At 70.6% G+C, this 16,682-nt stretch carries 10 protein-coding genes and 1 pseudogene; 4 read left to right on the forward strand and 7 right to left on the reverse strand.

Going from position 1 to position 16,682, the window contains the following annotated elements; translation table 11 throughout:
* Window positions 1-31 precede the first annotated feature (31 nt).
* From ACZ407_RS01835 to ACZ407_RS01845, 3 genes are read right to left on the reverse strand one after another with little or no spacing between them, the layout of a single operon-like run.
* Window positions 32-1,984, reverse strand: a complete 1,953-nt coding sequence (locus ACZ407_RS01835) for a DUF3732 domain-containing protein (protein WP_468124643.1) — start codon at window positions 1,982-1,984, stop codon at window positions 32-34.
* A 32-nt stretch (window positions 1,985-2,016) separates the two neighbouring features.
* Complete coding sequence (locus tag ACZ407_RS01840) at window positions 2,017-2,502, reverse strand: three component ABC system middle component (protein ID WP_468124645.1); 486 nt, start codon at window positions 2,500-2,502, stop codon at window positions 2,017-2,019.
* Window positions 2,499-3,710, reverse strand: a complete 1,212-nt coding sequence (locus ACZ407_RS01845) for an ABC-three component system protein (RefSeq protein WP_468124646.1) — start codon at window positions 3,708-3,710, stop codon at window positions 2,499-2,501. Before ACZ407_RS01845 ends, ACZ407_RS01840 begins: the two co-directional genes overlap by 4 nt.
* Window positions 3,711-4,135: 425 nt before the next feature.
* On the opposite strand from ACZ407_RS01845, the gene ACZ407_RS01850 reads away from it, so the two are divergent.
* The 3 genes and pseudogenes from ACZ407_RS01850 to ACZ407_RS01860 form a co-directional block, all read left to right on the forward strand.
* On the forward strand, window positions 4,136-5,128 hold the full coding sequence (locus ACZ407_RS01850; protein WP_468124647.1) for a hypothetical protein: 993 nt from the start codon (window positions 4,136-4,138) through the stop codon (window positions 5,126-5,128).
* Window positions 5,129-5,183: 55 nt separating this feature from the next.
* Window positions 5,184-5,756: a hypothetical protein gene (locus ACZ407_RS01855; protein WP_468124648.1), complete on the forward strand. Its 573-nt coding sequence runs from the start codon at window positions 5,184-5,186 to the stop codon at window positions 5,754-5,756.
* A gap of 169 nt (window positions 5,757-5,925) precedes the next feature.
* Window positions 5,926-6,060 (forward strand): annotated as a pseudogene (locus ACZ407_RS01860) (aldehyde dehydrogenase family protein); the annotation flags it as partial.
* A gap of 376 nt (window positions 6,061-6,436) precedes the next feature.
* Here the strand turns inward: ACZ407_RS01860 and ACZ407_RS01865 are convergent.
* The 4 genes from ACZ407_RS01865 to ACZ407_RS01880 all read right to left on the reverse strand — a co-directional run bounded on the left by ACZ407_RS01865 (window position 6,437) and on the right by ACZ407_RS01880 (window position 15,843).
* Window positions 6,437-7,240: an SCO4651 family lipoprotein gene (locus ACZ407_RS01865; RefSeq protein ID WP_468124649.1), complete on the reverse strand. Its 804-nt coding sequence runs from the start codon at window positions 7,238-7,240 to the stop codon at window positions 6,437-6,439.
* A gap of 861 nt (window positions 7,241-8,101) precedes the next feature.
* Entirely contained in the window at window positions 8,102-8,989 is an 888-nt protein-coding gene (locus ACZ407_RS01870) for a methionyl-tRNA formyltransferase (RefSeq protein WP_468124650.1), read from the reverse strand.
* Window positions 8,986-9,195, reverse strand: a complete 210-nt coding sequence (locus ACZ407_RS01875; RefSeq protein ID WP_468124652.1) for an MbtH family protein — start codon at window positions 9,193-9,195, stop codon at window positions 8,986-8,988. The genes ACZ407_RS01870 and ACZ407_RS01875 overlap by 4 nt, the downstream gene beginning before the upstream one ends.
* Window positions 9,196-9,321: 126 nt before the next feature.
* Window positions 9,322-15,843: an amino acid adenylation domain-containing protein gene (locus ACZ407_RS01880; protein WP_468124653.1), complete on the reverse strand. Its 6,522-nt coding sequence runs from the start codon at window positions 15,841-15,843 to the stop codon at window positions 9,322-9,324.
* Window positions 15,844-16,158: 315 nt separating this feature from the next.
* Here ACZ407_RS01880 and ACZ407_RS01885 point away from each other — a divergent pair, with 315 nt between their 5' ends.
* Complete coding sequence (locus tag ACZ407_RS01885) at window positions 16,159-16,563, forward strand: FKBP-type peptidyl-prolyl cis-trans isomerase (RefSeq protein ID WP_468124654.1); 405 nt, start codon at window positions 16,159-16,161, stop codon at window positions 16,561-16,563.
* Window positions 16,564-16,682 lie beyond the last annotated feature (119 nt).

Raw genomic sequence — 16,682 nt, forward strand, 5'->3', positions numbered from 1 at the left:
GTGCTCCCTGCCGGCCGCGGCGGAGACGATGTCAACCGTCGAGCCAGTCCAGAGGGATCAGGGCGGTCCGGTTGCCTTCGGCGTCAGGGCGCCAGTTGCCGATGATGGAATCCTGGAACCAACCTTCCGGCAGATTCGCATGGTCGCAGACGATGATCTGAAGCGATCCCCGATTCAGGCGCACGACGTCGCTGAGGAGTTCGAAGTAGGCGGTGACCGTCGCCCAGTCGGCGTCTTGGATGGTCGAGGCGTCGCGAGGCTTCTCCGGGAAGAACGCCTGAGTGGGCTGGTCGAGCATGAGGAAGCCGGGGACGGGCCGGTTATTGCGCCGTAGGTAGGTGTGCAATGCAAGATGGGCCACCAGGTGGTACCCGATGTGGTTCTTGGCGCTGCCGATGCGGGTGAGGGGCAATCGTCCGGCTGGTCTCCTGAGGACGACATTGAGGAGCTTGAGGCTGATCCCCACTTCAAAGGCCTCTGCGGCTCCCCCCAGGTTGAGTTGCTTGGCCCAGGCGGTCATGCCGATGGCGATGTCCGCGAGTCGGCGCTCGGTTTCGGCTGCGATGTCGTCTTCGTCGACGAGTTGTTCGAGTGTGCTTGCGTGTTCCTGTGCCAAGACGAGGTTATGGCGCAGCTGACTGATGTCGCTCTCAGTTCCCGTGCGGGTAAGTGCTTCGGAGATCCGTCCCTGGATGTGAGCGACTCGGAGGTCGTGTTCCTGGAGGCTACGCAGACGCTCATCGCTCGCCAGGAGTTCCTTGAACTGGGCACCGTTGATCCTGAGGCGATCGGCGACGCTGGCGCGATCGGCCTGCAGGGCGCGTCGGTGTTCCTCGCGAACGGGCTGCACTGTCTGTGCCTGTGCCAGTTCGCGTGCGAGATGGCTCGTCAGCTCGGCGATGTCCTGCGCGCTGGGGTCCGGATGTTCCAAGGGCTGGGTGCACAAGGGGCACACGCTGGTGTCGTGGTGGCGCTCAGGACCGAGGAGGTCAAGCGTCTTGAGGCGGTCGAGCTGAAGGTGGAGTTCGCCGGTGAAAGCACGTCCCTGTTGCTGCCAGCGGTCGACTGCGGCCAAGGCGTCGTCGAAGTCCTGCAGTTGTTCCCGCAGGAGTCGGCGTTCGTCGTTGAGTTCTTGGCGCCGGTCATGCACTTCGTGTGGAGCGGTGGCTTGCGGGACTGCGGATAGGGCTTGGTGGAGAAGGGAGAGGACCTCGGCGGTGTCTGGGGCCGCGGGCACCTCGGCGAGGAGGCCTTCGGCCTCGGCCAGGCGGACAAGGGCGAGACCATTGGCGTCCATGGCCTGTTGATGACGTAGGGCATCGTCGAGCTTCCGCTGTGCTGCGCGCTGGGCTCGCTGGGCTTCGCCGAGGCGGTGACGGCGCAGTGACTGCTCGGGGCCGGCGGCGCCGAGGAAGTACGGCAGGGTGTCCTTGAGGGCCTGGGCCATACCGGACTCGTTCTGGCGGTGGAACAGTGCCGTCTGGTCGGCGATCTCGTTCTGGCTCTGGAAGCAGAGCAGAGCCGCCTGGCCGATGGAGACGTCAAAAGAGTTACGCGCAGCACCAGTGGGCGGTTGGAAGTGGAAGTCCTCGATGCCAAGGCGGGCGCTGAGTTCGCTGCGCAGCGCCGCAACGTTGGAGTTATTGACGAGTTCGTCAGGGCGCGGGATGTCCAGGGTGGCGTCGCCGGTGCGGGTGTACGCGTGCTGGGTGGAGGCACCTGTCGGGCGGGGACGCGCCAGGACCATACGCGAGTTGTCGGCGAAAGTAACCAGAAGGGCGTACCAGCCGACGGTCTGGTCGATCAGGTCGTCAGGCAGGTTCGGCGCGCGACGTCCGAGGCAGTAGTCGACGATCGTAAGGACTTCAGACTTACCGGTCTCTGACTCACCAGTGAGGATATTGAGCGTCCCGGGGCGAAACCGCAGAACCCTCGGAGGCCTCCGGCGGTCTCGGTGGTACAGGGCCAGGGCGAGCAGCTGCATGACGGTTCCAGAACTCCATTTCGGGGGGTGAGTCAGGGCCGGACGCCGAGGGCGGTGAAGGCTCGAGGCGGGTCGGTCACGGCGAGCCAGCGACCAACCAGTCCCGCTGCGCGGGCACAGTCAGCGACTTCCTCGCCGGGGGCGGCCGAAGGGGGCTTCGGAGCGCAGGGGCAGACCAGTCCACCGGAGGTGACGTCAATGGCCTGGTGGCGCATGGCGGTACGCAGGCTGGTGCGGGTGTAGACGGTAAGCGCCATGGCACGTTCGGCGAATACCGCCTGCAAATGTGGGTGCTCGTGGGCCCAAGCCGAGAGTGTGACAGTGGACTTGCCGGGCAGGGAGTCGCGAGTGTCTGCGGGCAGCACGAGAGGCAGGACCAGGAACGCGCTGGACCAGGGCAGCGGCCGATCGGACTTCTTCCTAGCAGCGTTGACGGCGCTGGCCAGGAGATACGCACCGAACGCGGGGTTGAAGAGTGCCTGTACCTCCGGCACGTTGCGGTGCGAGTCTGTCGTCACTGTTCCTGCGATTCGTCGGGATTCTTGCAGCGGCTAACGTAGTCGGGGTGCCAGCCGAGCTGCCGGTCTGGCTTAGCAGTGTCTGCCTGGTCAGACAGACCGTGAACGCTGCCGGTGCCGATCCAGGGCGCCGTGACGCTGCCCGGGCGCAGCGGGGTATCGGCCACGCGGTCCATGGTGGCGTCCAGGATTTCCTGGCCGAGGGTCTGGCGTTGCTCTTCGCTCATGTCGTCTCGGATACGGCGGGTGCGGCGCCGGAAGGCGTTCTCCCACTCGTAGTGGAGTTCGCCCTCGTATTCGTCGATCCGTTCCGGAGTGATCTTGAAGGTGCGCAGCCATTCGGAGCGCTGGGCCCGTGCATAGTGGTAGTCACGCAGGTGCATCGCCACTTCCTCATCGGGAAGGTCGATCCACCGCATCTGAGTGACGACCAGGCGATCGTTGTACTGGGCGATCTCAGCCTGGGTGAGATGGCGCAGTGTCTCCGTGATCGGCAGATTCCTGCCTATGTAGCGGCCGGTGACCTCGTCCCGGCGGCACATGAGTTCCTGGGCGCTGACGGAGGCGCGCATGCGCTGAGGGTTCCGGCGTTCCAGCAGCTTGACCGCCATGCCGTACCACCAACCCTTGATCTCGTCGAGGGCGGCCTGAGCGTGGTCGCTCGGCGTGATCCCCAGTTCCTTGGCCAGACTAGGGTCGAGGTCTGACATCAGGGGGGCTGCGTCATTGACGGTGATGGCCCTGACGAGCTGCTTACGCCGGGCAGGGGTGAGCTTCATGAACAGTTCGCGGTCATCCGCGGTGGTGCCAGGTCCTTCGTCGTCGGCGGCGGCCCGCTCCATACGTTCCAGTGCCTTGGTCTCGTCCCTGGCCGGGCCAGCGCTGAGGTAGTGGAAGAAGGTGCCCGGCGGTGCGCTTTGGGTCGAGACGAGGCGCAGGATGGGCATGGTCGTGTCTGCAGGATCGGAAAGTTTCTTGAGGGCGTCGATCCATGACGCGACAGAGCGCCAGAAGTCCTTTCCGGTCTCGCTCAGAGGGCCGGCGGCTTCACGATGTTTGGCCTGCAGCAGTTCGCGTGGAGTCTTGTCCGGGTCGAGGAACTCGATGTCGTCGAGGAGTTCCATGCGGACCTCGACGGTGGGGTCCTGCCAGCTGCGGCGGGCGAGCTCGAGCAGGGCGAGCTCACACTGGTAGAGATACCCAGTCATCTGCCCTGCCGCCGAATGCGACCTCGCTCGCGCCACGTTCCCCACTACTGATCGTGCTTGTCCGAGCGGCGCGAATCCCACCCATGCAACCGGTCGACCGCACCAGGAACGGAGCCCTCGGGCTGAACCGGTCTGGTGTGATACACCGTGCCACTCCCCTGCGGCACAACGTAGCACTCGCCGGAGGAAGCATCGCCGGAGTCTGCAGGATCGCCCTCGATGGGCACGGGGACGCGGGCTGCACTGACGGTCCAGACTCGCAGCCTCCGACCGTGGGCAGAGATTGGGCACGAGACCCGACGCGGAACAGTCAGCCACTGCGATGGACCGTTAACCGGGGATGCCCTCGTAGGCCCAAGCAATATCGCGTGTCGCCTCCGCTGCGAGGCAGGGATGATGTGGGGCACTGCGAGGGAGAGGTCGGCATGGAGCGGCTGGAACTGGTTGTCGTGCAACTCGAAGAGGCGAAGGGGTTGATCGAGAGAGGGAGAGTGCCCCACCTGCGGCTGGCTTACATACTCCTCGACAGTGTGACGGAGCTGATCCTTCACCGGACGGTGCAGTCTGCGCTGTGGGATCAGGAGCTGCTGACGGGGCTGCTAGCGAAGTGCAAGGACCTCGCGGCCAACGGGCACGAAGAAGCGGCGGCGGAGATCCCCTCGATCGAGGCCCGAGTGATCTCCAAGTCGAAACTCAGGGACATCGACCGGAACTTCAACGCCAAGGTGGCGTTCTTGACCGACCGCGAGATGCTCGATCCGGCGCTCGGCCCCGTCCTCGAGAAGCTGCACAAGTATCGCAACGAGATGTATCACCGCGACAAGCTGCGGCGCGAGGTCCTCAGGCCGGCCACCCTGATCTATTTCGACTCTGCCTGTTCCGCGCTGGAGGCGTACAAGCCTCACATGATGGCCTTCACCGGAAATCCTCTGGGGCCGGAGCTCTCACGGTTCACCGGAGGCGGTTCGGGATTTCTGCAGATGGACCTCCCGCAGCGCATCGCCGCGCAGCTTCGCCGCGAAGTGGGCCTCGACCTGCCCCACGTCCGCAGCGTACTTGCCCAATACCTCACTGCCCGGCTGGACGAAATGGCCGACGGTCTCTCGTTCATCGAGGACAACCTTGGGGTCCCGCACCTCGTCCGCGGCGATGCCATGCGGCTCGTGCAGGCGAACCTTGTTGCGAATCCGACCCTCGAACAGGTCCGTGGGAAGAAGTACCAGTACTCCAAGGCAGACATGGAGCAGTGGAGAAGCCACATCTCCGCGCTGGAGTCCATCGCCGACAAGCACGAGTTGGTACGCAAGTACGCAGCCATCGAGGACGCATTCGAGCCCTTCGAGGAGCTCGTCGAGCAGGCCGTGATGGCCGTCGACCGAGAAGTGCAATTCCAGATCGACATCGCCCGCGGCAAGTAGCCGTTCGCCGGAAAAGCACCGCAGCAAGCGGGAACCGCGCGCTAACGTGACGGGCATGACCTGGTCACTCAGCCTCCTGAAGCCCCGGGAACCCGAGCTGCTCGATGCGCTGTTCCTCTCGGTGGGCCGGGCGCTGCACCTCGCAAACGCCTATGAGGACAAGTGCCAGTACCTGCTCCGTGTCGGCAACTTGATCACCGCCCACCAAACCGAACCGGCCATGACCTTCGAAGAGGCCGTCGCCTCAGTCCCCGCCGACAAGCTGCTGGGCGGCACGCTGCACAGCCTGGCCGCACACGCAATGGGCCAGACCATGGACATGGACACCCTGCACAAGGCCAGGCGGGCCCGAAACTGGATCGCCCACGAAGGCGCCTCAATCGGCGCCATCTGGTGCGTGGACCGCGACCTCATCCTTCAGCACGCTGTCAAGCTGCGCGCCGCCGTGACGGATCTCGCGCTCGGCGACAACATCATCTCGCAGTGGTGCCATGGCCTGGCTGAACCGCACCACCTGCCACCGACGGACTGGATCAACCGCTACTCCGATGCCGTCGACACCTGGGTCTTCGGTCATCTCCGTGGCTTGCTGCCCGAGCCGGCTTCGAGCCTCTCCAGCTCAGAGTGACGGCGCAGTCCGGTGGTCAGTCGTCTTCACCCTCGGTCAGGTGCTCCATAAGTCTTTCCAGGGTCTCCCCTGAGAGGGCTGGAGACCGTTGCAACCAGTGATCAAGCCATTCCGCATCTGTCATCATGCCTGGTCAGCCTCCTGCTCGCTTTACGGAGTTACTTCAAACTCCGCACACGCGGCCTTCGGCGGCTACAAGCAGTCGGGCATCGGCCGCGAGACCCACAAGATGATGCTGGACCACTACCAGCAGACGAAGAACATCCTGGTCAGCTACTCGCCGAAGAAGCTCGGCTTCTTCTAGAGCCCGAAGTCGAGCTCCTGGAGAGGTTACTCTCCGGGAGCTCTCTTCCGATCAGGCACCGACTGGCGTGAAACCGCTACACCGAATGCCCAAGGGGTCAGTTCAACCTCTTCTCCCGGACCAGTCACGGACCGGATTCCCGCCCGGCGCGCGCGGAACAGCGCAAGCCGATCCTCCAGCTGCAGCCGGGTGGATCATTGCGCCGTTCGCGTTCCACCGGCAGCCAAACGCAATGCCGGCGGAACCGCGGCTGGTGAGCGCATTCGGCGGTCAGCGGCCCTTGTCACGAACGGAGCGGGGCCATCGCGGCCGGGCGACAAGCACGCTCGTGGTGTAGGTGATCGAGCGCCGGCCCCCGCCGCGCCCGTTCAGGTGCTCAGCCGAGGCCCGCGCGGTCGAACTCCTCAGAACTGACTGTCTCGGAGGCCGGGGGTGCGACGATCGGCTTGCCCTGGCCGAACGCCTTGAACACCAGCGTCTCGCTGTCCGGTCCCGCGGTCTGCACCACCTTGACCGGCATTCCCGAGTCACCGATCCAGACATCGACCACCCTCTTGGTGACCTGCGCCAGCGCCGGGTCCCCCGCCGGGTCGGACACGAAGGGGAGATGACCGCGGTAGTGGGTGGCCGTTCGGCCCGAGACTGACTGCTTCCCGAGGACGCGCAGGTCCGTGAGTTCCGTCAGCTCGCGCAGGGTGTCCCTGACGTCGTAGCTTCCCGCGGAGTTCTGACGGCGGGCCCAGGCCTCGTCACCCTTGAACCAGGTCTTGCCGGGGTGCCCTGCGATCGGCTGGTCCACTTGGTAGTACAGGACCTCGTCGACGCGGCGGTAGGGGAGCTTGCCGTCGGTGTCCATGACGTGTATCGCGGAGCCGAAGCTTCTCTTGCCGTCGATGGTGCCGGACTTGTCCGCCGGGCCGTGGCCCTCCCACACGACCGTCTCGGCCGGGTCCGAACTCGTCTTGCCCCTGTGAACGGAGGTGGTCGCAAGCTCGGCGGATCCGCTCTTGATCGCGGCAGAAGAAGCCCTGTCCAGAGTCGTGCGGGCCACCGCCACCGGATCGGTCTTCTGCTCTGTCGCCTTCACGGGCCCGGCCGTCTCCTGCGGGTCGTCTTGCACACCGCAGCCGGTCAGCGCAACCACGACCACTGCGGTCGCGAAAGCGGCAATTTTCTTCATCCTGTTCCCCACCCTTGCAGTTCACATGCTCGCCGCACCCTACCTTCGGCCTACGCCGGTCCCGTCTCCCCCCACGGCCCATCCGGTGGCACCGACGGCGGGCAGGAACCGAGAAGGGCGTCGACGATCGAGGGACTCAATCGTGGAGGTGGTACTCAAAACGTCCGGCGGAGACGACGGCGAAGGCTCCGGACATCACCGGTCGGCCGCGCCCCCCACGCCGATCCGGCGTGGATGCCCGGGCAGCCATCCACCTGACCCGTCCGGCCCCGATCGCCCCCCAATCGCTGCCAAAGCAGCCGCGACACGGCCCAGGCCAGGCCCTGTCGGACCAAGATCCGGACCAACTCCGGACCAACCCTCGCCAGAGAGCCGCACCTAATGACGTTTCCCCAGCTCAGCGTAGGTGTCATAGCTGTACCACCAACAGACGAAGAACATCCTGGTCAGCTACTCGCCGAAGAAGCTCGGCTTCTTCTGAGCGCCCCCGAAACCCGCTGGCAGCTGGCGCGTCGGTGGACCGGCCGGGGCCTCCGAGGTCTCGGCTCCGGTCGTCTTCATCTGCACTCGGAGGCGCGGTCGTTGAGTGCTCGCGCTGGATGGCGCGCCCGCGCTGCCGGCGCGGGAGCAGGTCGTGGACCGGCTCCACGGCCGAGCGTTCCGGCTCGTTGTGCCACGGGGGTGCGGTCTGGGGCCGCCGCCCTATGCCGTCTGTCAGCTGCCGTTGCGTCCGCGCCCGCGGCCGGCCCGGCTCGATGCCCCGCCGTAGCGGCGGCTCAAGCCGGGCCCATTGGCCGTTCGTCAGGTCCTCACGTCCCACAGGGCGCGATCGTGGACGAACAGCCGTCTGTGCCGCAGACCCTAGTCAAGCGGGTCGGCGGCCAGGACCCACAGGTCACCGCTGCCGCACGTGATGCGGCGTCCGGTGCCCGCCCTCGGCTGTTCCAGTGTGGTGCGGCGCAGCCGCCATCGGGTTCCGTCGATCACCGCTACCGGGCCCTGTACGCGGGGGTGGTGGCCTGCGATGTTCCAGGCGCGTACCTGTGTGTGGATGTGGGTGGCTTTCGCGGACCAGTCGACCGTGGCGTAGTCCTCCGAGAAGAATCCGGCCCAGGTGCCCTCGCGCTGCGGCTGCGGTTCGCCTCCGTCCCCGCGTACCAGTCGCCGCAGCACCTGCGGCAGCATCCCTGAAGCGGCCTCCAGGACCCTCGTGTTGACGCCGGTGAAGGACCAGACCTGGTCGTCCAGGGGGATCGTCGTGCGGGCCAGCACGGATCCCGTGTCCAGCTCCGCGTCCATCCGGTGCCAGGTCACGCCGATCGTGCGTTCGCCGTTGCGCACGGCCCATCCGACGGGGTTCGGGCCCCGGTAGGAGGGCAGGTCGGAGGGGTGGCAGTTGATCGTTCCCAGGCGTGGGGCGGACACGGCGGCGGCGGGCAGCTTCTTCGGGTAGCCGTAGCTGACGGCCACGTCCACCGCGTAGGCGCGCAGCAGCCCGGCAACCGATTCCATGCGGGAGGGGACAGCCAGGTCCACGCCCGGCGGCAGGTCGTGTTCGCCGAGCACGTGCCCGGGCCAGTCGACGGGCCGCCGGTAGCCGATCACGACCGGGACCCGGTGCCCCAGGGTGCGCACTGCCTCGACCAGCGGAGGAGCGGTCTGTGGCAGAGCCGCGACGACGGCCACACGCAGTGCGAGGGCGTCCCGTTCGCGCGGCGTCGTCGCCCGCGGTGTGTGCGGGGCGGTCATCGAGCGGCCTCCGCGGTCCGGAGCGAACGCGGCCGCAGGTCGGTCCAGGACGTCTCGATCCAGGCCAGGCAGGTGGCCCGGTCGGCGCGGGGGTACACCTCGCGCCAGCCGTCCGGAAGGGCGATGTCGGCGGGCCAGAGGCTGTGCTGGTCCTCGTCGTTGGCGAGCACGAGGAACGTGCCGTCAGGGTCGTCGAAGGGGCTCATGGGTCTCCTCGGGTGGGCGGCGCGATGCGCCGCCGGACAGCGCTGTGGTCGGTTGGGGAAGGGCCGCTGGAGGGCCTGCGGGGCCGCCGGCCGGTCCCCGCCGCTCCGGGCAGGGACCGGCCCCGGTCAGTCGCGTGCGGGGACGGGGGCCTCGCCGGGACCGGTCGGCGCGGTGGTTGTGGCGGGTGAGATCGGCGCGGTGCCCGGGTCCGCCGCCGGTGCCGGTGCGGGCAGCGGGGTGAGGGTGGCGGCCAGGGCGGCCGGGGTGGCCCGCCGCATGACCTGCTCCAGGGTGACCGCGGGGCCGAAGTGTTCCCGCAGGCGCTGGAGCAGCCGGGCCGCGAGCAGCGAATGGCCCCCCAGGTCGAAGAAGTTGTCGTCGATGCCGACCCTCTCCAGGCCCAGGACGTCGGCGTACGCCTCGGTCACCAGCCGCTCGGCCGGTGTGCGGGACTCCCGGATCCGGGCCGGGACGCGCTGGGGCTCGGGCAGGGCCCGACGGTCCACCTTGCCGTTGACGGTCAGCGGCATGCGGTCCAGCACCATGACACGAGCGGGCAGCATGAAGTCCGGCAGCACCCGGGCCAGCGCGTCGCGCAGGGCGCCGCCCTCCAGGGACGCACCGGTCGCCGACGAGCCGACCGCGTATCCGGTGAGCTCCTTGCCGCCGCGTCCGTCCGGCCCGGCCACCACGGCGGCCTGCACCACGCCCGGAAGGGCGGCCAGGGCGGCCCGCACCTCGTCCGGCTCGATCCGGTGTCCGCGGATCTTGACCTGGTCGTCGTTGCGGCCGGTGAATTCCAGCGTGCCGTCCGGGAGCCTGCGGGCCAGATCCCCCGTGCGGTACATCCGGGAGCCGGGCGGCCCCCAGGGGTCGGCGACGAAGCGCGCGGCGGTCAGACCCGGCCGGCCCAGATATCCGCGGGCCACCTGGTCGCCCGCCAGGTAGAGCTCACCGGCCAGTCCGTCGGGCACCGGTCTGAGCCCCGCGTCCAGCACCATCACCCGGGACCCGGGCACCGGACTTCCGATGCCGGGGCGCGCGGGCCAGTCGGCCGGATCACCGACGACCTCGCCGGCGGTCGCCACGTGCGTCTCGGCCGGGCCGTAGTGGTTGTGCAGGCGCTTGTCCCCGCGGGCGCACAGGGCGCGCAGCTGCGGGCCGACGACCAGCGCCTCACCGGCCTGGACCAGATGCCGCAGGTCCGGCAGCAACTCCCGGTCTCCGTCGGCGAACTCGCACAGGGCCGCCAGCACGGGAGTGGGGGCGAACAGTTCCGTCACTCGGTGGGTCCGCAGCCAGGCGGTCCAGGCGGCGGCGTCGGCGCGCGTGTCGGCGTCGGGGACGGCCAGCGTCCGCCCCGTGCACAGTGCGGTGAGGACCTCCTGGGTGGCGACGTCGAAGGCCATCGAGGTGAACTGGGCCGTCACCGCGCCCGGTTCGGCCGGGAAGCGGCGCTCGTGCCAGTCCACCAGCCGGTCCATGGCGGCCCCGGGCATCACCACGGCCTTCGGCGTTCCCTGCGTCCCGGAGGTGTGCACCACATAGGCGGGGTGGCCGGGCAGCCGCGCCGGTCGGACCGGGCGGCCTCCCGGCACCGGGTCGGGGGACACGTGGTGGGGCTCCAGCGGCATGCGCGGTACGCCGGCGTCGACGAGCGCCAGGGCCTCGTCGAACTCCCGCTGCAGTACGAGCAGTGCGGGGCGCCCTTCGGCGGCCAGGGCCGCTACGCGGGGGGCGGGGTGGCGGGGGTCCAGCCACAGGTAGGCGGCGCCGGCCTTGAGCACCGCGAGCATCGCCGTCACGGCGTCCCGGCCGCGACGGAGGCACAGGGCGACCACGTCCTCGGACCCGATGCCCCGGGCGGCGAGCTCTCCGGCCAGCCGGTCCGAGGCCGCGTCCAGGCCCCGGTAGTCCAGTACCCCGTCCCCGTCCACCACGGCCGCCCGCCCTGGGGCGGTGCGCACGTGCGACGCGAACCGTTCAAGGACCGGCACCGCGGCGGGCAGCGGTTCGGTCCCGTGCGGCCGAGCCGTGGCGACCGCAGGCGCGACCGGACGCGTGGCGGGTACGGACAGGTCCGCGGCCAGCGCGTCCAGGGCCTCGGCGAAGCGTGCGCCGATCTCCCGGGCGCCGCTCTCGCCGAGCCTCCCCGGCTGGTACTGGACGCGGATCTGCATCCGCTCGCCGGGTGACACCAGGAGGCACAGCGGGTAGTGCGTGCCGTTCTCCACCCTGCTGGACGTCACCCGCAGGTCCGTTCCCCACCGGGTGGCGAAGGAGTCGGTGTACGTCTCCAGCACCACGACGGTGTCGAAGAGTTCACGCAGCCCGGCGGCCCGGATGATCTCTGCGAGGCCCAGGTGCTGGAAGGGCATCATGTCGGTCCGCTGCTCCTGGAGGGCCGTCAGCAGGCCGCCCCGGTCGTCGACGGCGGCGGTGTCGACCCGTACCGGCACGGCGTTGTTCATCAGGCCGACCATGGACTCGACGCCCGGCAGGTGGGGCGGACGGTCGGCAACGACCGTGCCGAACAGCACGTCGGTGCGGCCGGTCAGCTGGGCGAGGACCAGTGCCCAGGCGCCCAGGACCAGGGTGTTGAGGGACAGCGCCCGCTCGCGGGCCCTCGCCCGCAGGGCCGCCGTGCGCTCGGCCGGCAGCTCCAGCCGCACCGTGTGCGGACGAGTCCGCTCCTCGCCGCCGGGCGAGGTCAGCAGCGTCGGCTCGGTGGCGTCACCGAGTAGCGCCTGCCAGTGCTTGGCCGCCAACTCCGCGTCCTGAGAGGCGACATGATGAAGATAGGCAAGCGCCGACGGCCGCACGGGGAGGCGCGGCACGGCCCCCTCGGCGGCCTGCCCGTACAGGTCGGCCAGGTCGGCGAGCGCCACCTGCATCGACCAGCCGTCCATGAGGATGTGGTGGTAGCTCAGCAGCAACCGGGACCGCCCCGCGCCCAGGCGAAGCAGCACGGCCCGCAGCAACGGCGGCACGGCCAGGTCGAACGGCTCCTCCCGGTCCCGGCGGGTCTCCTCGGCGGCGGCACGTTCCCGGTCGGCCTCCGGCAGCCGGGTGAGGTCGGCCTCCCTCAGCGGGACCGTGACCGTGTCCGGCACGGACTGCACCGCCTTCCCCTGGCAGTCCCACCGGAAGCCGGCCCGCAGAGCCGGATGCCGCTCGGTGAGCGCGGACAGCGCCACGCGCAGTGCGGCCGCGTCCACCGGCCCTTCCAAGTCGAGCACGGTCTGAACGTGGTAGGGATCCGCGGCGCCGTCGCCCTTGTGGGCGTGGTAGAGCAACCCCTCCTGGAGCGGGGAGCAGGGCCACCGCTCCTCCGCGCGCTGCGCGGGCACGGCTGCCACCCCTGCCCGCTCGCGCGCGCCGGCGTCCGCCGCGCGGGCGAGCGCGGCGAGCACATCGGCCCATTCCGCGGCCAGCCCCACCGCGTCGTCGTTGTCCACCAGCCGTGTCGACCAGCGCCAGACGGCGGTCAGCAGCGGTTCCCCGGTGCGCTCGTCGACGACCGCGTTGATCTCCAGCGGGTGGGACAGCGGCTGCCTTGCGGCCCGGTGGATGCCGAGGACAGGTGCCTCCGCGGCGTACGGCCAGGGGTCGCGGCCGGGAACGGCGTACCGGCCCAGGTAGTTGAAGAGCACCGGCCGGCCCGGTGCGGCAGCCAGCAGTCCGGCGGCCTGCGGATGCAGGTGGCGCAGCAGCCCGTACGAGGCGCGATCCTGTGGCACCCGCTGCCACTGCTCCCGGACGGCACGCACGGCCTCTGCGAGGGCCGCGTCCTCGGCGGCGGGGTCCCCCGCGGGGCGGGCGGCCGACCCAGGGCACTCGAGACGGACGGGGAACATGCAGGTGAACCAGCCCACCGTGGCGGAGGCATCGGTCTCGGCATCGCCCGCCACGGCGTCCCGGCCGTGCCCCTCGGTGTCCAGGACCAGGGTTCCGGAGCCCCCGCGCCGGGCCACGGCCACCGTCAGCGCGGCCAGCAGGAGCTCCTGCGTCGTGGCGCCGTAGTGGGCCGGGGCCGTGGTGAGCAGGGCCCGCCCGGCCTCGGGCGGGAGCACCGACTCCAGGGTGCGGGACATGGCGATGGTGTCCCGTTCGGGGTCCAGTTGCCCGCGTGCGGGCCACGGCGTGGCCGCCGGGATGCTCGCTGCCCGCCAGTGCGGCAGGGTCGCCAGCACCTCGGCGCCGGCGGCCCGGGCGTTGTGCGTCTCGACCCAGCGCCGGTACGGGGTGGCCTTCCCCCAGGCGCCCAGGCCGCGCGGGTCTTCGGCGGCCCGTGCCAGGTCCTGGGTGAGCACCTGCCAGGAGACCCCGTCCACGACCAGATGGTGCGCGGCCAGCAGCAGCCGGCCCGGCCGCTCGGGGCCGGCGTCCCACCACACGGCCCGGAGGGTTCGCCCGGCGGGCAGGTCCAGCGACCGCATGGCGCGGCCCACCGCCTCCTGGACGGTACGGGGCGAGGGCGCGTCCGGCAGTTCCCGCACATCGACCACGTCCAGGAGGGCGCCGGCCGCCACCTCGCCCGGGGGCAGCACCTCGGGCTGCCACACGGCCTCGGCGGACGGGTCGGGGAGCCGGGTGCGCAGGGCGTCGTGCCGGTCGAGCACCGCCTGCAGGGCCGCCACGAGCGCCCCCTGCTCCAGGCCGCGCGGCGTCTCCAGCAGCACCGACTGCACGAACTCGGCCACGCCGTCGCCCTGTTCGCGTAGCCACAGGGCGATGGGCGGCAGCCCGAGACGGCCGGTGGCCGACTGATGCAGCAGGTCCGCGGCGGGAGCCGCCGCCTGCGCGGCGACGGCCAGGGCACCGGGGGTTCGCAGACGGAAGACGTCCTGCGAGCTGATGGCCACGTTCTCCCGGCGTACCCGGCTGACCAGGCGCATGGCGGTGATGCTGTCCCCGCCCAAGGCGAAGAAGTCGTCGTCGGTACCCGTCTCGGGCAGGCCGAGCACCTCGGCGAAGGCCGCGCACAGCGCCCGCTCGGCGGGCGTCCGCGCCGTCCCGGTTCCCGCTCGCACGGCGGCGGGCGCGGGCAGCGCAGCCCGGTCCACCTTGCCGTTCACGGTCAGCGGGATGTCGTCGATCAGCAGTACGGCCGTGGGCACCAGGTACTCGGGCAGTACGCCCGTGAGCCGGTCGCGGAGATGCTCCCCGGTCACGCCCGCGGCATCGCGCTCGGCGACCGCGTATCCGATCAGCCGGCCGTCCCTCGCGACCACGACCGCCCGGGCGACGCCGGGCAGGGCTGCCAGGGCGGCTTGCGCCTCGCCGGGCTCGACCCGGTGGCCGCGGATCTTGACCTGGTCGTCGTCGCGCGCCAGGTACTCCAGAGCGCCGTCGGCGCCGCGCACGGCGAGGTCGCCCGTGCGGTACATACGGGCACCGGCAGGGCCGTACGGGTCGGCGACGAAGCGTTCCGCCGTCAGGCCGGGCCGGCCCAGGTAGCCGCGGGCGACCTGCTCGCCCGCGACGTACACCTCGCCGGACTCGCCGACGGGTACCTCGGCCAGGTCGGGGCCGAGCAGCCGTACGGCCGCCCCGGGCAGCCCAGTGCCGATCGGCACCCGCCCCTCCGGTACCGGCTCCCCGGGCGGCAGCGGATGCAGGGTGGTGAAGGTGGTGCACTCGGTCGGGCCGTAGACGTGGCCGAGCGCCACGTGCGGGCAGGCGGCCCTGACTTGCGCGAACGCCCGCGGGTCGGCGGCCTCGCCACCGGTGAGGACCGTGTGCAGCCCGCGCAGCGCGCCTGGGTCGTCCGCGGCGATCTGGTTGAACCAGGCGGTGGTCAGGAACACACCGGTGACGCCGTGGGCGGCGACGAGGGCGGCCAGCCGGTGCGCGTCCACCCGGTCCTCGGCCGGGACGACCACGGCGCCGCCCCGGGTGAGCGGCAGCCACAGGTCATGGCTGAGCGCGTCGAAACCGAGCGCGGAGACGAGCGCCGTCACCCGGTGTCCGGGACCGTCCCAGTGCGGGTCGGCGGCGAAGCGTCCCAGGTTGCGGTGGGTGACCTGGACGCCCTTGGGGCGGCCGGTGGACCCCGAGGTGTAGAACACACAGGCCACGCGGTCGAGTTCGCCGACCGGTGGGTTCGGGCGCAGTACCCCGGCCGCGAGCGGGCGCGCACCGGGAGAGGGGGCCACGGCAACGGGCCGCGGACCGCCCGGCCGCGGGGTCTCCCCGGCCGGCACGAGCACCGCCACGCATCCCGCGTCGGCTTCGACGGCCGCCAGCCGCCCGCTCGGCGTACGCGGATCCAGCACCACCGCGGCGGCGCCGGTCTCGAAGACCGCGAGCAAGGAGACGACCAGCCGGGCCGAACGCGGCAGCCGCAGTGCGACCGCCATCCCCGGCCCGACCCCGGCCTCACGCAGTTCGGCGGCTAACTCCGCTGCCCAGGAGCACAGCTCGCCGTACGACCAAGTCCTGCCGCCTTCCTCCACGATCGCGGGTCGGTCCGGTTCTCGTAGTGCGGCTGTGGCGACGGCGCGGTGCACGGGCAGAGGAACACCGGTATCGCCGACCGGACGGGCGGGTGCCCCCGGCGCTGCTGAAGAGATCATGGACACCATCCAAGACGCACGGAATCGGCACCCGATCCAGGCGCCACCCGGATGGCGCAACCGGAACATCCGATCGGGTGCACAAGATCTTTGCGCCCTCGCCGGCCCCTGCAACTCCCGTACTGTGCAGAGAAGTTAGACCGCACAATCCGACCACGGGGCGTGCGCCCGTCATTGCGCGCCCCGGGCCGCCTACGTGGACCGTCTGCCGCCTCGACGGCGACGGCGAGGCCGTCAAGGACGCGCACGTCGCCGACGAGGACGGCTTCGGCTTCTTCCAGAGGGGTGGGGGCGGGTCCGGGCGGTACCGTGGACGGTTGGGCGTGGAGGGGCCGTGCGGGCCGTGGTGCGGGTGGGGCCTCCGGCGGAGAGGGGCGAGGTGCGATGAGCGGAACCGGCAAGCCCGAGGTCGTGGTGCCGGAGGGGGATGCTCCGGCCGAGCTGGCCGTCCGGGACCTGGTCGTCGGGGACGGGCCCGAGGTCAGGCCGGGCATGGTGGTCAGGGTCCACTACGTCGGGGTGGTCTTCGGGTCCGGGAAGGAGTTCGACTCCTCCTGGGACCGGGGCGAGCCGTTCAAGTTCGCGCTGGGCGGCGGCCGGGTCATCAAGGGCTGGGACCGGGGGATCCGGGGGATGCGGCTCGGCGGCCGGCGCGAGATCGTGGTGCCGCCGCGGCTCGGTTACGGGAACCGGTCGCCCTCGCCGTTGATCCCGGCGGGCTCGACCCTGGTCTTCGTGGTGGACCTGGTGGAGCTGTATTCCGGCCCGGCCGGCTGGGTCAAGGCCTGAGGGCGCCAGAGGCGGCGGGGGGGGGGGGGGGGGGGGGGGGGGGGGGGGGGGGGGGGGGGGGGGGGGGGGGGGGGGGGGGGGGGGGGGGGGGGGGGGGTGGGGGTTAGTTGGTGTGGGGT

Source organism: Streptomyces sp. NPDC030809, assembly GCF_055572195.1.

Bases quoted from the DNA above. Each gene is read 5' to 3' on its own strand.
- ACZ407_RS01880 (WP_468124653.1), bottom strand. From the start codon at position 15,843: ATGTTCCGGTTGCGCCATCCGGGTGGCGCCTGGATCGGGTGCCGATTC.
- ACZ407_RS01835 (WP_468124643.1), bottom strand. From the start codon at position 1,984: ATGCAGCTGCTCGCCCTGGCCCTGTACCACCGAGACCGCCGGAGGCCT.
- ACZ407_RS01875 (WP_468124652.1), bottom strand. From the start codon at position 9,195: ATGAGCCCCTTCGACGACCCTGACGGCACGTTCCTCGTGCTCGCCAAC.
- ACZ407_RS01850 (WP_468124647.1), top strand. From the start codon at position 4,136: ATGGAGCGGCTGGAACTGGTTGTCGTGCAACTCGAAGAGGCGAAGGGG.
- ACZ407_RS01885 (WP_468124654.1), top strand. From the start codon at position 16,159: ATGAGCGGAACCGGCAAGCCCGAGGTCGTGGTGCCGGAGGGGGATGCT.
- ACZ407_RS01845 (WP_468124646.1), bottom strand. From the start codon at position 3,710: ATGACTGGGTATCTCTACCAGTGTGAGCTCGCCCTGCTCGAGCTCGCC.
- ACZ407_RS01870 (WP_468124650.1), bottom strand. From the start codon at position 8,989: ATGACCGCCCCGCACACACCGCGGGCGACGACGCCGCGCGAACGGGAC.
- ACZ407_RS01855 (WP_468124648.1), top strand. From the start codon at position 5,184: ATGACCTGGTCACTCAGCCTCCTGAAGCCCCGGGAACCCGAGCTGCTC.
- ACZ407_RS01865 (WP_468124649.1), bottom strand. From the start codon at position 7,240: ATGAAGAAAATTGCCGCTTTCGCGACCGCAGTGGTCGTGGTTGCGCTG.